At 64.9% G+C, this 12,511-nt stretch carries 15 protein-coding genes; 11 read left to right on the forward strand and 4 right to left on the reverse strand.

The window, feature by feature from the left end; all coding sequences use genetic code 11:
* The first annotated feature begins 116 nt into the window (after positions 1 to 116).
* From ACWAT4_RS17825 to ACWAT4_RS17840, 4 genes are all read left to right on the forward strand, one after another.
* A complete protein-coding gene (locus ACWAT4_RS17825) occupies positions 117 to 875 on the forward strand; it encodes a M15 family metallopeptidase (RefSeq protein WP_449731024.1) in 759 nt (252 codons plus the stop codon).
* An 18-nt stretch (positions 876 to 893) separates the two neighbouring features.
* Positions 894 to 2,537, forward strand: a complete 1,644-nt coding sequence (locus ACWAT4_RS17830; RefSeq protein WP_449731025.1) for an acyl-CoA dehydrogenase family protein — start codon at positions 894 to 896, stop codon at positions 2,535 to 2,537.
* A gap of 135 nt (positions 2,538 to 2,672) precedes the next feature.
* Positions 2,673 to 3,437, forward strand: coding sequence for a CPBP family intramembrane glutamic endopeptidase (locus tag ACWAT4_RS17835; RefSeq protein ID WP_449731026.1), 765 nt, complete (start codon positions 2,673 to 2,675; stop codon positions 3,435 to 3,437).
* A 228-nt stretch (positions 3,438 to 3,665) separates the two neighbouring features.
* Positions 3,666 to 4,409 carry a CPBP family intramembrane glutamic endopeptidase gene (locus tag ACWAT4_RS17840; protein ID WP_449731027.1) on the forward strand — a complete coding sequence of 248 codons (744 nt, stop codon included), beginning with the start codon at positions 3,666 to 3,668 and terminating at the stop codon, positions 4,407 to 4,409.
* A gap of 3 nt (positions 4,410 to 4,412) precedes the next feature.
* Here the strand turns inward: ACWAT4_RS17840 and ACWAT4_RS17845 are convergent, their stop codons facing one another.
* Both ACWAT4_RS17845 and ruvX read right to left on the reverse strand, forming a co-directional pair.
* On the reverse strand, positions 4,413 to 5,336 hold the full coding sequence (locus tag ACWAT4_RS17845; protein WP_212301075.1) for an AEC family transporter: 924 nt from the start codon (positions 5,334 to 5,336) through the stop codon (positions 4,413 to 4,415).
* Positions 5,337 to 5,339: 3 nt separating this feature from the next.
* Positions 5,340 to 5,831 (reverse strand): Holliday junction resolvase RuvX, encoded by a 492-nt coding sequence (gene ruvX / locus ACWAT4_RS17850; protein ID WP_188101863.1) that lies wholly within the window; start codon positions 5,829 to 5,831, stop codon positions 5,340 to 5,342.
* Between the two features lie 46 nt (positions 5,832 to 5,877).
* Here ruvX and ACWAT4_RS17855 point away from each other — a divergent pair, with 46 nt between their 5' ends.
* Complete coding sequence (locus ACWAT4_RS17855) at positions 5,878 to 6,093, forward strand: hypothetical protein (RefSeq protein WP_212301074.1); 216 nt, start codon at positions 5,878 to 5,880, stop codon at positions 6,091 to 6,093.
* Here ACWAT4_RS17855 and ACWAT4_RS17860 read toward each other — a convergent pair.
* On the reverse strand, positions 6,080 to 6,970 hold the full coding sequence (locus ACWAT4_RS17860; RefSeq protein ID WP_212301073.1) for a LysR family transcriptional regulator: 891 nt from the start codon (positions 6,968 to 6,970) through the stop codon (positions 6,080 to 6,082). The two genes, ACWAT4_RS17855 and ACWAT4_RS17860, sit on opposite strands and share 14 nt — an antisense overlap.
* Positions 6,971 to 7,066: 96 nt before the next feature.
* Here ACWAT4_RS17860 and ACWAT4_RS17865 point away from each other — a divergent pair, with 96 nt between their 5' ends.
* From ACWAT4_RS17865 to ACWAT4_RS17890, 6 genes are all read left to right on the forward strand, one after another.
* Positions 7,067 to 8,071, forward strand: coding sequence for an NAD(P)H-dependent flavin oxidoreductase (locus ACWAT4_RS17865; RefSeq protein ID WP_449731028.1), 1,005 nt, complete (start codon positions 7,067 to 7,069; stop codon positions 8,069 to 8,071).
* A gap of 146 nt (positions 8,072 to 8,217) precedes the next feature.
* Positions 8,218 to 9,294 carry an NAD(P)H-dependent flavin oxidoreductase gene (locus tag ACWAT4_RS17870; protein WP_449731029.1) on the forward strand — a complete coding sequence of 359 codons (1,077 nt, stop codon included), beginning with the start codon at positions 8,218 to 8,220 and terminating at the stop codon, positions 9,292 to 9,294.
* Positions 9,295 to 9,370: 76 nt separating this feature from the next.
* On the forward strand, positions 9,371 to 9,658 hold the full coding sequence (gene gatC / locus ACWAT4_RS17875; RefSeq protein WP_212301070.1) for an Asp-tRNA(Asn)/Glu-tRNA(Gln) amidotransferase subunit GatC: 288 nt from the start codon (positions 9,371 to 9,373) through the stop codon (positions 9,656 to 9,658).
* 75 nt (positions 9,659 to 9,733) lie between these two features.
* Entirely contained in the window at positions 9,734 to 9,946 is a 213-nt protein-coding gene (locus ACWAT4_RS17880) for a hypothetical protein (protein ID WP_212301069.1), read from the forward strand.
* The gene (gene gatA, locus ACWAT4_RS17885) at positions 9,943 to 11,418 is read left to right on the forward strand and encodes an Asp-tRNA(Asn)/Glu-tRNA(Gln) amidotransferase subunit GatA (RefSeq protein WP_449731030.1); all 1,476 of its coding nucleotides are present in this window, start codon (positions 9,943 to 9,945) and stop codon (positions 11,416 to 11,418) included. The genes ACWAT4_RS17880 and gatA overlap by 4 nt, the downstream gene beginning before the upstream one ends.
* Positions 11,409 to 11,705 carry a hypothetical protein gene (locus ACWAT4_RS17890; RefSeq protein ID WP_212301067.1) on the forward strand — a complete coding sequence of 99 codons (297 nt, stop codon included), beginning with the start codon at positions 11,409 to 11,411 and terminating at the stop codon, positions 11,703 to 11,705. The genes gatA and ACWAT4_RS17890 overlap by 10 nt, the downstream gene beginning before the upstream one ends.
* 37 nt (positions 11,706 to 11,742) lie before the next feature.
* Here the strand turns inward: ACWAT4_RS17890 and ACWAT4_RS17895 are convergent, their stop codons facing one another.
* Positions 11,743 to 12,387: a CC0125/CC1285 family lipoprotein gene (locus tag ACWAT4_RS17895; RefSeq protein ID WP_212424462.1), complete on the reverse strand. Its 645-nt coding sequence runs from the start codon at positions 12,385 to 12,387 to the stop codon at positions 11,743 to 11,745.
* Positions 12,388 to 12,511 lie beyond the last annotated feature (124 nt).

Genomic DNA, 12,511 nt, shown 5'->3' on the forward strand with positions numbered 1-12,511 from the left:
TCCCCTGATCTGTCTCCCGCACGGTCATTCCGGGATGGCGCGCGAGCGCCAGACCCGGAATCTCGAGATTCCGGGTTCGACGCTTCGCATCGCCCCGGAATGACAGGGGAGAACGAATGCACTTAGTCCGGACATTTTTGATTTCATTTCTCGCGATCGCCTCAATCTCATCCGCCCGCGCGCAGTCGCTCCCCGGCGATTTCGTCTATCTGCGTGATATCGATCCAACCATCATCCAGGACATCCGCTACGCCACGGCGAACAATTTCGTTGGCCGTCCGCTCGCCGGCTACAACGCAGGCGAATGCGTGGTGAAGCGCGATGTGGGGATGCGGCTGAAGGCGGTGCAGCAGGAGCTGACGGCGCAGAACTTGTCGCTCAAAATGTTTGACTGCTACCGGCCGGCGCGCGCCTCGCTCGACATGGTGAAGTGGTCGCAGGACGGCCGCGAGACGTCAGCCGATCGGCGCTACAATCCGAGGATCCCGAAGACCGAGCTGTTTCGCCTCGGCTACATAGCAAGCCGCTCGCAGCATTCCACGGGGGCTGCGCTCGACCTCACGCTGGTCGATCTCAAGGCCGACAATTCGGCCAGAATCGACCCCTCAAGAAACTATGCCGACTGCACGGCACCGGTCGGGGCGCGGCTGCCCGAGGGTAGCGTCGACATGGGGACCGGCTATGATTGCACGGATGTGAAAGGGCATACCGCAGCACCGTCGATCAATGGGGATCAGCGCGCCTGGCGCAAGCGGCTGGTGGCTACGATGGCGAAGCAAGGCTTTGTGAACTATTCGAAGGAGTGGTGGCATTTTTCCCTGCCGGGGGTGGGCGGAGCGGCCTATGATTTCCCGATCCAGCCGCGGCGGAACTGATTCCGCGCCGAGGAACAGATGACCCAGCCGAGCTTCGCGACCCACGAGGTCTTCAACCAGTCGCCACCGTTCGAAGACGTCGACCTGTTCGCCATGGATCGGCCGCTGGTCGACGCTTTGAAGGCCAATGGCGGCGCCGCGGCGGAGCGGGAGCTGTCCGACTTCGGCAAGCATTGGGGCTCGGCCGCGATGGCCGATCGCGGGCGCGCGGCGAACGAGAACTCGCCGAAGCTCCGCGCCTTCGATGCCAAGGGCAATCGCCGCGACCAAGTCGAATTTCATCCCGCCTATCACGAACTGATGGCGCATAGCGCGCACGCCGGCGTGCACAATTCGACGTGGACGGCGGATGGGAAACCGCTGGGCGGTGCCGCAGAGGTCATTCGTGCCGCAAAGTTCTACATGGCCGCGCAAGTCGAGACCGGGCACCTCTGTCCGATCACGATGACGCGCGCCTCCGTCGCGGCGCTGGCGACGCAGCCGGATCTGCTCGGCAAAGTGATGCCGGTGCTGTCGACCAGAAGCTATGATCCCAGCTTCACGCCGTGGTGGGACAAGCGCGGCATGACGCTCGGCATGGGCATGACCGAGAAGCAGGGCGGCACCGACGTGCGCGCCAACATGACGCGCGCGGTGCGCGACGGAGATGCCTATCGCATCACCGGCCACAAATGGTTCATGTCGGCGCCGATGTGCGATGCGTTCCTCGTCCTGGCGCAGGCAGATAGCGGGTTGACCTGCTTCTTCATGCCGCGCTTTGCGCCTGACGGATCGGTCAATGCGATCCAGTTCCAGCGGCTGAAGGACAAGCTCGGCAACCGCTCCAATGCCTCCTCGGAAGTCGAGTTCGTCGGCGCTTATGCGGAAGCCGCCGGCGAAGAGGGGAAGGGCATCCGCACCATCATCCAGATGGTGCAGTTGACGCGGCAGGATTGCGCGATTGCGTCGGTCGGCCTGATGCGCTCAGGGCTTGCGCATGCGCTGCATCATGCCCGTCACCGCAGCGTATTCCAGAAGCATCTCGCCGATCAGCCCTTGATGCAGGCCGTGCTGTCGGACATGGCGCTGCATGTCGAGGCGAGCACGGCACTGGTGATGCGGCTCTGCCGCGCCTTCGACCACACGCCGCACGACGCGACGGAGGCCGCCTATATGCGGCTGCTGACGCCGGCGATCAAATACTGGACCTGCAAGAGCGCGCCGCCGTTTCTCTATGAAGCAATGGAGTGCCTCGGCGGCAATGGCTATGTCGAGGACGGCATCCTGGCGCGCCATTACCGGGAGGCGCCGGTCAATGCGATCTGGGAAGGCTCGGGTAACGTGATGTGCCTCGACGTGCTCCGCGCGCTCTCGCGCGAGCCGGAGGCCGCGATGACGGTGCTGCAATCGCTTGCGGCCGAGACGAAGGGTCTGTCGGGGGCCGGCGAGGCGGTCGCCTTCATCGGCAAGACGTTTCGTCGCCCTGATGGCGAGCGCGTCGCGCGGCTCGCGGTCGAGAAGCTGGCGCTGTTAGCCGCTGCCGCCGCACTCAATGGCGTCTCGCCTCACAACGCTGAACTGTTCGCAGCGACGCGCCTCGCCGCCAATCATGCCAGCATGTACGGTGCGGTCGAGCTCGAGAGCGGCGACGTGCGCGCGCTGCTCGAGCGGGTGCTGGCGTGAGTTTTTACTCCGTCATTCCGGGGCGCTCGAAGGGCGGGCCACGGTGCGCTCTCGCGCACCTGGGAATCTCGAGATTCCGGCTTCGGTCCTTCGGCCGCCCCGGAATGACGGTGTTTTCCTAACCAAGGCCTTCTGATGGATTCCCTCAATCCCGACCATCCGCCGCTGATCGTGACACCTGCGCCGTCGCGCGTCTGGAAGTTCTGGGGCACGGCGCTGTGGGGCCTGCTCGTCTTCGTCGCGATGTTCGTCGGGCAGGTCGGGGCGATCCTGCTGCTCAATGTCCTGCGCGGGGTGCCGCTCGACATGGCTTCGATCCAGTCGGTCGGCCGCGAGCCGCAGGCGCTGGCGCTGTCGGTCATCATGGGCCTGCCGGCGACGCTCGTGGCTGTGTGGCTCGCCATCCGCATCAAGAAGGCCTCTTTTGTCGACTATCTTGCGCTGCGCTGGCCGTCCTGGCGGCAGTTCTTGCTGGGCGCTGTCGGGCTCATCCTGGTCGTGATGGCCTGGGAGGTGGTGTCGCGATCCCTCGGCCGCGAGGCGACGCCGGGCTTCATGACCGACCTCTTGAAGTCGGGCCGCGACAAGGGCGCGGCGCTGATGCTGTTGTTCGCGTTCAGCGTGGCCGCGCCGATGTCGGAAGAGGTGCTCGCGCGCGGATTCCTGTTCCGCGGTTGGTCGGCAAGCTTCCTGCGCGTGCCCGGCGCGATCATCCTGTCGTCACTGGTTTGGACGGCGGTGCATCTGCAATACGATTTTTACTTTCTCGCCGAGGTCTTCTCGATCGGTCTGTGGTTCGGCTACATGCGTCACCGCGCCAACTCACTGTGGCTCACCATCATGTTGCATGCACTGAACAACATGACCGCGGTGGTGCTGACGATGTGGTTGGGGGGCTGACGCAGGGGCGGTTACCCCGCGTTCCGTCATTGGGAGCGCAGCGAAGCAATCCAGAATCCCTGCGTCGAGGCAGTCTGGATTGCTTCGTCGCAAGAGCTCCTCACAATGACGTTGGTTGGCGGTGCGCCTCAAACTTCGGGCCACGATGATTGCCGAGAAAATCATTCTTTCGTATGTTCGGTAGAGATTTAGCCCGCATTCGCCGCGAAGCTGTCGCGAGGAGCCTATATGTCGGACCTCCAAAGTGCGGCGGCGGGCGCGCGGCTCAGAACCTGGGATTTTTGGGAGACGACACTGGTCGCCCTGCTTGCGTACGGTGCATTTGTCCTGACAGGCTGGATGGCGTTTCATTTCATTCTGGCTGCGAGCCTGGGACCGAAGGCTTTTACTCCAGCAGAATTCCAGACGTTAGCGTCACAGGGACGTTGGTATGGGGTCTTCCTTGTTTCGGGAACGCCCGCGGCGATCGGAGTGCTTTGGATTGCGATCCGGATGACTGGGAGAGAGTTCGGTGAATATCTCGCTCTGAATTGGCCAGCCGGAGGCGAAATCGTCCGAGCTCTCGCCATCACGACGATCTTCATGTCGATAGAAGGATTCGTGCTATCGAAGATGGGAGCGGGCGGATATCGATCCGACCCCACGCTCATCGTAAGAGGCGTCGGCGGATTGCTCGTGTGGCTCATTGGTGCCTGTATCGCCGGACCTCTTATGGAAGAGCTTGTGGTTCGCGGCTTCCTGTTTCGCGGCTGGTCGGAGTCTTTTCTCGGACCGGTCGGCGCCATCGTCCTTACGTCGGCTGTGTGGTCGTTAAATCATACGCAGTACGATTGGTTTGGACGCGCGATTATTTTCGCCTTCGGACTTGTGCTGGGTCATCTTCGATGGACGAGCAAGTCCACATGGACAACGATTGTGGCTCATTCGGCCTGCAATACCTTCCTCTCCTTTACGTTGGGGCGCTACGTCTAGCGCTCACGCCACCAGCGCGATGGCGACCGGCATCGTGATCGCCGCCAAAATCGTTTGCAGCGTGATGATCTGTGCCAGTAGTGGCGCGTCACCCCCCATCTGTCGCGCGAGCACATAGGCGCTCGGCGAGGTCGGCACCGCCGCGCAGATCGCGACGATCGCGAGGTTGGTGCCGGATAGCCCGAACCAGGTGGCGAGCGCCAGCGCGAGCACCGGCATCAGTGCCAGCTTGAACGCCACGCCGATCGTCGCGCCCACGCTCGGACGGAGCAGGCCCTTGAGCTGGAGGCCGGCGCCGGTGACGAGCAGGCCAATGGCGAGCGAGGAGCGGCCGAGCGCGTCGGCGACCTCGTGCCAGATCTTTGGCAGCGGCAGGTGAATGACGTTGATGACGAGACCAATGACGCAGGCCCAGATCAGGGGATTGCGGATCACGGTCATGGCGATCGCGCGTGCGGACTGCTTCTCCGGGGAAGCGTAATGCGCGAGCACGGCGACGCTGAATACGTTGACCAGCGGAATGATCGCGACCATCGCGACCGAGGCCAGCGCCAGCCCGACATCGCCGTACAGATTGGCGGAGACGGAGAGCGCGACATAAGTCTGCCAGCGCGTCGCGCCCTGGAAGATCGAGGTGAAGGCGGGGCCGTCGATGTCGAGCCGCGCCAGCGCCGGACGGAGCGCAAGGCAGAGCAGCGACATCGCCAGCGCCGACAGCAGCAGCGCGCCGCCGACGCCGGCGACGGGCACTTTTGAGAGGTCCGCCTTCACCAGCGTCTGGATCAGCAGCATCGGAAACAGCACGAAATAGGTCAGCCGCTCCAGCCCGTGCCATTGCGTGTCGAGCCGCATCAGGCTGTGCCGGAGCACCACGCCGAGCACGATGAGGATGAAGACCGGCAGCAGCGCCGCGATCACCACGGCCATGGATCAGCCGTTCCCCGATGTCGCGCGAAGATTTGCGAGGCGGTCGAGCGCTCCTTGCAGGATGAAGATCGCAGCGTGCTCGTCGATAACCTCGGCGCGCTTGGCACGGCTGACATCCATGCCGATCAGCTCGCGTTCGACCGCTGCGGTCGAGAGCCGCTCGTCCCAGAGGCCAATGGGGAGCGTCGTCAGGTTGGCGAGATTGCGGGCGAAGGCCCGGGTGGATTGCGCGCGCGGGCCCTCGCTGCCGTCCATGTTGATGGGAAGACCGAGCACGAAGCCGACCACCTTGCGCTCGGTGGCGATGGCGAGCAGGCGGGCTGCGTCCTGCTTGAACTGCTTGCGCTGGATGGTCTCGACACCGGTCGCTAACCGGCGGTCAGGATTGGACACGGCAACGCCGATGGTCTTGGTGCCGAGATCAAGGCCGATCAACCCGCCGCGTTCGGGCCAGTGGGTTGCAGCATCGACGAGGGGCAGGATAAGAGCCGGCATGGACTAGCGCATATCATGCGCCGCGCGGCGGAGTGAACCCTCAACGATGGATGCACTGACACTATTCGGCCTGTTTGCCGTGACGGCGATGCTGGTCTGCTATGCCCTTGAGGATCGCAGCCACTGGTTCGTGCTGCTGTTCGCCGCCTCCTGCGCGCTCGGCTCGGCCTACGGCTTCCTGCAGGGGGCCTGGCCGTTCGGTCTTGTCGAGGCGATCTGGGCCGTCGTTGCGCTGCGGCGGTGGTGGATCAGGCCGCGATGATTTCGTCATCCCTGGTCAGGCAGGACAGGAAGCCTTGAAGTGCGCTGGATTGATGGCCGGCGCGGCGCTGGATGAACAGCGTCTCGACGCGGGCATGTGAGGGGCTCAGCGCGTGCACCGTCACACTGCCGGTCATCGCGCTGCGCTCGACCACGGTGCGCGGCAACAGCGTCACGCCCATGTCGGCGGCGACGCAGCCGATCATGCCGTCGAGCGTCCCGAGCTCGAAGCGCGTGGCCGAGGGCCAGCCGAACTCGACCAAAATCTGCTCGAGCCGCTGGCGATAGGTGCAGCCGGTGCGGAAGACGAGCGCGGTCGGGCCTGACTCCGGCGTACCGGCGCGCAGCTCGGCGAGCGAGGCCCAGCGCCGCGCGCTGACCAGCACCAGCTCTTCGCGGAATGCGCTGGTCGCGGTGAGATCGGCATGCGCGATCGGGCCGGCGACGAAGGCGCCATCGAGCGTGCCTTCGAGCACGCCGGCGACGAGATCGGCGGTCGGCGACGTGCGCAGGCTGAGGCGCACGGCCGGGAAGCGGCGGTGGAAATCGGCGAGCAGCGGCGGCAACCGCACCGCAGCCGTGGTCTCCATCGAGCCGATCGAAAGCGGACCCTTCGGCTCGCCATCGTCGCGCGCGGCGAGCACGGCTTCGCGCGACAGCGCGGCCATCCGCTGTGCGTAGGGCAGGAGGCGCTTGCCGGCGCCGGTCAGCGCCATGCCGCGGCTGTGACGCTCGAACAGGGGTGTGCCGATCTCGGCCTCCAGGGCCTTGATGCGCTGGGTGACGTTGGATTGCACCGTGTTGAGCTCTTCGGCAGCGCGGGTGATGCCGCCGGTGCGGGCGACCGCGGCAAAGGTCTGGATATCGCTCAGTTCCATGGCGTCGTTTCGCTTTTGTGATGGCAGCGTTCGCAACAATTCATTTTTCCAGAATGCTAGTTGCGCCTAATGTTCCTGTCCAGAGCGGGAGACCCCATGCCGATCACCACGCCGCTGACGGAGCTTCTCCGGATCAGGCATCCGATCCTGTCAGCACCCATGGACACGATCGCCGGCAGCCGGCTGACCCGCGCCGTCAGCGAGGCCGGCGGATTTGGCATCTTGGGCGGTGGCTATGGCGACCGTGCCCGTCTGCAGGCCGAGGCTGCGGAGCTGAACGGCTTTGCGCCTTTCGGGATCGGCTTCATCACCTGGAGCCTGGCAAAACAGCCCGAGCTTCTCGACATCGCGCTCGATGCGCGGCCGCAGGCGGTCATGCTGTCGTTCGGCGATCCCGCGCCGTTCGCGCCGCGCATCAAAGCGAGCGGCGCGCGGCTGATCTGCCAGGTGCAGAGCGAGGACATGGCGAAACAGGCGCTCGATGCCGGCGCGGAGATCTTGATCGCGCAGGGGACTGAGGCGGGCGGTCACGGCGCGTCGCGCACCACGGTCGATATCGTGCCAGCCATTGTTGATCTTTCCGCCGGGCGGGTGCCTGTTGTCGCGGCCGGCGGCATCGCCGACGGCCGGGGTCTCGCGGCCATGATGATGCTCGGCGCATCCGGCGTGCTGATCGGCACGCGGTTCTATGCGAGCGTCGAGGCCAATGGCGCCGCCGCGGCCAAGGAGCGCATTCGCACGGCCGATGGCAATGGCACTGTGCGCGGCGTCGTTCCCGACTGGTCGCGAAAACTGTTCTGGCCGGCTCCGTTCACTGCACGAACGCTGGTCAACGACCATATCAAGAGCTGGACCGGCCGCGAGATCGAGCTGATGCAACGCGCAGACGACGTCGCCAAAGCCTATGCCGCGGCAAAAATGGCGGGTGATTTCGAAATCGCGGCCGTCTTTGCCGGAGAAGCCGTCGGCCTGATCCATGATATTCCACCGGCGGCCGAGATCGTCGAACGGATTGCGTCCGAGGCCGAGCAGCTTCTGGCCGGCCGGCGCAACTCCAGTGTTTCTTTCTCTTCTCCCCTTGTGGGAGAAGGTGGCGCGTAGCGCCGGATGAGGGGTTCTATCCGCGGAGAGAAAAGTCAAATTTGAGAGGTCTGCGTCCGCGGAAGCAAACCCCTCACCCGTCTCGCCGCTATCGCGGCGATCCACCCTCTCCCACAAGGGGAGAGGGCAAGAACGAGAGACACACCATGTGGCCTGACCGTCGACTGATCGATCTCTTCAAGACCGAATTCCCGATCGTGCTGGCACCGATGGCCGGCGTGATGGACGCGGAGTTGGTGATCGCGGCCGCGCAAGGCGGTGCGCTCGGCTCGCTGCCTTGTGCCATGTTGTCCGGCGACAAGATCCGCGAGCAGGTCAAGATGATCCGCCAGCGCGTGGCGGCGCCGGTCAATCTGAACTTCTTCTGCCACACGCCGGTCGAGCTCACGGCTGCCGCCGAAGCACGCTGGAAGCAGCGCCTTGCAGGCTATTACAGGGAGCATGGCCTCGATCCGGCGGCGCCGATCAACGCCGCCAACCGGGCGCCGTTCGATGCAGCGACCTGCGCCGTCGTCGAGGAACTGAAGCCAGAGGTCGTCAGCTTCCATTTCGGTCTGCCCGAGAAGGGTCTGCTCGACCGCATCAGGGCGGCCGGGTGTCTGGTGATCGCCTCGGCGACGACGGTGAAAGAGGCGGTCTGGCTCGACCAGCGCGGCGTCGACGCCGTCATCGCGCAAGGCGCAGAGGCGGGAGGTCATCGCGGCATGTTCCTGACCGACAAGATCGCCGAGCAGCCCGGCACGTTTGCGCTGGTGCCGCAGATCGTCGACGCAGTGAAGGTGCCGGTCATTGCCGCCGGCGGCATTGGCGACGGACGCGGCATTGCGGCGGCCTTCACGCTCGGCGCATCCGGCGTGCAGATCGGCAGTGCCTATCTGCGCTGCCCCGAATCCACGCACACGGCGGCTGGACGGGCGGCGCTTGCGGAGGGGCGGGACGACTCCACCGTGATCACCAATGTCATGACCGGGCGGCCCGCGCGGGGTATCCAGAACCGCGTCATCCGCGAAGCGGGCCCGATCTCTCCTGATGCTCCGCCATTTCCCCATGCCGCAACGGCCCTGGCGCCGCTGAAGGCGGCCGCGGAGAAGCAGGGCAAAGTGGACTTCACCAATCTCTGGGCCGGGCAGGCCATTGGCTTGGGCCGGGAGCTTCCTGCCGCCGAATTGACCCGGGATCTCGCCAAATCAGCCCTGGCACGCCTCCGCCAGATGGCTGGCTAGTTCCCGGCGCCGGTTGCGGCGCAAAACCGGCCTCTGCTATACGGCACATAGGTTTTGCCGTGAGAGGCCTTATATAATGTCCGTCGACGCCGCTACCGTCCGCCGCATCGCGCATCTGGCGCGCATTGCGGTTTCCGAGGACGAGGTTCCGCACCTGCAGGGCGAGCTCAACGCCATGCTCGCCTTTGTCGAGCAGCTCTCGGAAGTGAATGTCGAGGGCGTGGAGCCCATGACCTCGGTCACTCCGATGCAGATGAAGAAGCGGCAAGATGTGGTCACTGACGGCGAGATCGCCGACGATATCGTTGCCAACGCGCCTGCGACCGAAGGTCACTTCTTCCTGGTGCCCAAGGTCGTCGAATAATTGCATAGCGTTTTCGAGCGAAGTGGAAGCCGGTGAAGAAAACGCGTCAAACTAAGAGTCTCTGGACCAAGTCCGATGTGCATGCTTTGCGACGATGAGAAGGCCTATCAGGCCTACATGAATTACCTCGACAAGATGGAACGGCAGGGCAAGGCTGCTGATCCCAATGTCGCCGTCAATGCCGTGCTCGATGAGCTCGAGGCCGCCGCGAATGCGGCCGCCAAGAAAGACGACCCGGCCAACGACAAGACCCTGTCTCCGTTCTTCTGCAGCCCGATCAATAAATGACCGATTTGACATCGCTGACGCTCGCCGAGGCCCGCAAGGGTCTCGCCGACAAGACTTTCACGTCACTCGAGCTGACCGACGCGCATCTTTCCGCGATCGAGAAGGCGCGCGTGCTCAACGCCTTTATCCTTGAGACGCCTGACCAGGCGCGTGACATGGCGAAGGCCGTGGACGAGAAGATCGCGAAGGGCGACGCCGGCCCGCTCGCGGGCATCCCGCTCGGCATCAAGGATCTGTTCGCGACCAAGGGCGTGCGCACCACGGCGTGCTCGAGAATCCTCGGCAATTTCGTGCCGACCTATGAGTCCACCATCACGTCGCAGCTCTGGCGCGACGGCGCCGTGATGCTCGGCAAGCTCAACAATGACGAGTTCGCGATGGGCTCGGCGAACGAGACCTCGTGCTTCGGCCCCGTCGGCAATCCCTGGCGGCGCGAAGGAAGCAACACCACGCTGGTGCCGGGCGGTTCGTCCGGCGGTTCGGCGTCGGCGGTGGCGGCGCTGCTCTGCATGGGCGCGACGGCAACCGACACCGGCGGCTCGATCCGCCAGCCGGCGGCATTCACCGCGACCGTCGGCATCAAGCCGACCTATGGCCGCTGCTCGCGCTGGGGCATCGTCGCCTTTGCCTCCTCGCTCGATCAAGCCGGTCCGATCGCGCGCAGCGTGCGCGACAGCGCCATGCTGCTGCGCTCGATGGCCGGCCACGATCCGAAGGACACGACCTCGGTCGACATTGCCGTGCCGGATTACGAGGCTGCGATCGGCAAGTCCGTGAAGGGCATGAAGATCGGTATCCCCAAGGAGTATCGTCTCGACGGCATGCCGGCCGAGATCGAGAAGCTCTGGAGCGAGGGCGCCGCCTGGCTGAAAGCGGCCGGCGCCGAACTGGTCGAGGTGTCGCTGCCGCACACCAAATACGCGCTGCCGGCCTATTACATCGTGGCACCGGCGGAAGCGTCCTCCAACCTCGCGCGCTATGACGGCGTTCGCTACGGCCTGCGCGAGCAGGGCAAGAACATCGTCGAGCAGTACGAAAACACCCGCGCCGAAGGTTTTGGCGCCGAGGTGCGCCGCCGCGTCATGATCGGCACCTATGTGCTCTCGGCCGGCTATTACGACGCCTACTATCTGCGCGCTCAGAAGGTGCGCACGCTGATCAAGAAGGACTTTGAGGATTGCTTCGCCAAGGGCGTCAACGCGATCCTGACGCCGGCAACGCCGTCGGCGGCCTTTGGCATCGGCGAGAAGGGCGGCGCGGACCCCGTCGAGATGTATCTCAACGATATCTTCACGGTGACCGTGAACATGGCGGGCCTGCCGGGCATCGCGGTGCCCGCCGGCAAGGACGCGCAGGGCCTGCCGCTCGGCCTGCAACTGATCGGCCGTCCGTTCGAGGAGGAGACGCTGTTCTCGCTCGGCGAGGTGATCGAGCAGGCCGCCGGCCGCTTCACCCCCGCGAGGTGGTGGTGAATGTCGCTGATTTCATCGCGAGCCTCGACGGCGCGGCGCCTGCGCCGAGCCTGAACGCGCCGCTCGCCGGTCTCTGGTGGGCTGCGAAGGGTGATTGGGACCAGGCCCACAAGATCGTTCAGGACGACCAGGGGCGCGACGCCGCCTGGGTGCACGCTTATCTGCACCGCGTCGAAGGCGATCTCGGCAATGCCGGCTATTGGTACCGTCAGGCTGGCCAGGTGGCGGCAAACGATTCATTGGAAGCGGAGTGGGAGCGGATCGCTGCCACGCTGCTCGCCCGGTGAGACCGCGCCAGCGGCGAAGACGTCTCGCCGGACGCAATTATCGCAGCGTTCCCTTCGGCAGCAGGTATTCGTGAACATGCGGGCAGACATTGCCGAGGTTACACCGTTCTGCCTTGATGAGCGGCTCGAGCTGGGCGATCAGCGCCTTGGCGTCGAACACTTTGGGCGGTGCCGCCACGACGGGCGCGGGGAGGAAGTGCACGTCGGCCTCGAGCCCGGGCTTTGGCGAGGCCGCTCCGCCGCCGGTGTAGATGAAGACACCCCCGCCGCGCGCAAGCCTGACCGGCTCATCCGGCCGCATGGCGAGATCGTCGTCCCGGATCCTGAAATCGGCGGCTTCCTGTGGCGAGACGGGAATATGGGTGCGCAGCGACGGCACGGCAACAGCGAGGCGAGGGCGACGATCGTCCGCCGGCGGCCGCCGCATCACGAATTGAATGTCCGACAGGATTTCAAATCCGGCAAAACCCTTTTCGACCGCCAGCTGGGCCGAGCGATAGAGCCAATAGACCTGAACGCTCTCGCGGGTGGTGTAACCATTGCCCTGGAAGGTCACGCGGTAGACGTCCGGCCTCAGCTCCTTGACGTCGGACCCACCGGTGAAGCCTGATTGCTGATAAGGCGTCGAGCATGACACAAGAATGGCAGCTGCAGCCGCCAGCATCGAAACGCGAAAAAACATGCATTGCCCCCTGCGCAACCTTTATGGTGCGTCAGGGGTTTGCGTCAATGCCTGAGTGCGCGGCGCCGGCGGCATTGCGCAGGCGAGATGGCGGAGGTGCAGGCTGTGCTGCCGTCCGCACGCC

The sequence above is a fragment of the Bradyrhizobium sp. T-1 genome, from assembly GCF_053592855.1.

What these genes read in the sequence shown, in the direction of transcription:
- ACWAT4_RS17825 (WP_449731024.1), top strand. Translation starts at nt 117, where the DNA reads ATGCACTTAGTCCGGACATTTTTGATTTCATTTCTCGCGATCGCCTCA.
- ACWAT4_RS17830 (WP_449731025.1), top strand. Translation starts at nt 894, where the DNA reads ATGACCCAGCCGAGCTTCGCGACCCACGAGGTCTTCAACCAGTCGCCA.
- ACWAT4_RS17835 (WP_449731026.1), top strand. Translation starts at nt 2,673, where the DNA reads ATGGATTCCCTCAATCCCGACCATCCGCCGCTGATCGTGACACCTGCG.
- ACWAT4_RS17840 (WP_449731027.1), top strand. Translation starts at nt 3,666, where the DNA reads ATGTCGGACCTCCAAAGTGCGGCGGCGGGCGCGCGGCTCAGAACCTGG.
- ACWAT4_RS17845 (WP_212301075.1), bottom strand. Translation starts at nt 5,336, where the DNA reads ATGGCCGTGGTGATCGCGGCGCTGCTGCCGGTCTTCATCCTCATCGTG.
- ruvX (WP_188101863.1), bottom strand. Translation starts at nt 5,831, where the DNA reads ATGCCGGCTCTTATCCTGCCCCTCGTCGATGCTGCAACCCACTGGCCC.
- ACWAT4_RS17855 (WP_212301074.1), top strand. Translation starts at nt 5,878, where the DNA reads ATGGATGCACTGACACTATTCGGCCTGTTTGCCGTGACGGCGATGCTG.
- ACWAT4_RS17860 (WP_212301073.1), bottom strand. Translation starts at nt 6,970, where the DNA reads ATGGAACTGAGCGATATCCAGACCTTTGCCGCGGTCGCCCGCACCGGC.
- ACWAT4_RS17865 (WP_449731028.1), top strand. Translation starts at nt 7,067, where the DNA reads ATGCCGATCACCACGCCGCTGACGGAGCTTCTCCGGATCAGGCATCCG.
- ACWAT4_RS17870 (WP_449731029.1), top strand. Translation starts at nt 8,218, where the DNA reads ATGTGGCCTGACCGTCGACTGATCGATCTCTTCAAGACCGAATTCCCG.
- gatC (WP_212301070.1), top strand. Translation starts at nt 9,371, where the DNA reads ATGTCCGTCGACGCCGCTACCGTCCGCCGCATCGCGCATCTGGCGCGC.
- ACWAT4_RS17880 (WP_212301069.1), top strand. Translation starts at nt 9,734, where the DNA reads ATGTGCATGCTTTGCGACGATGAGAAGGCCTATCAGGCCTACATGAAT.
- gatA (WP_449731030.1), top strand. Translation starts at nt 9,943, where the DNA reads ATGACCGATTTGACATCGCTGACGCTCGCCGAGGCCCGCAAGGGTCTC.
- ACWAT4_RS17895 (WP_212424462.1), bottom strand. Translation starts at nt 12,387, where the DNA reads ATGTTTTTTCGCGTTTCGATGCTGGCGGCTGCAGCTGCCATTCTTGTG.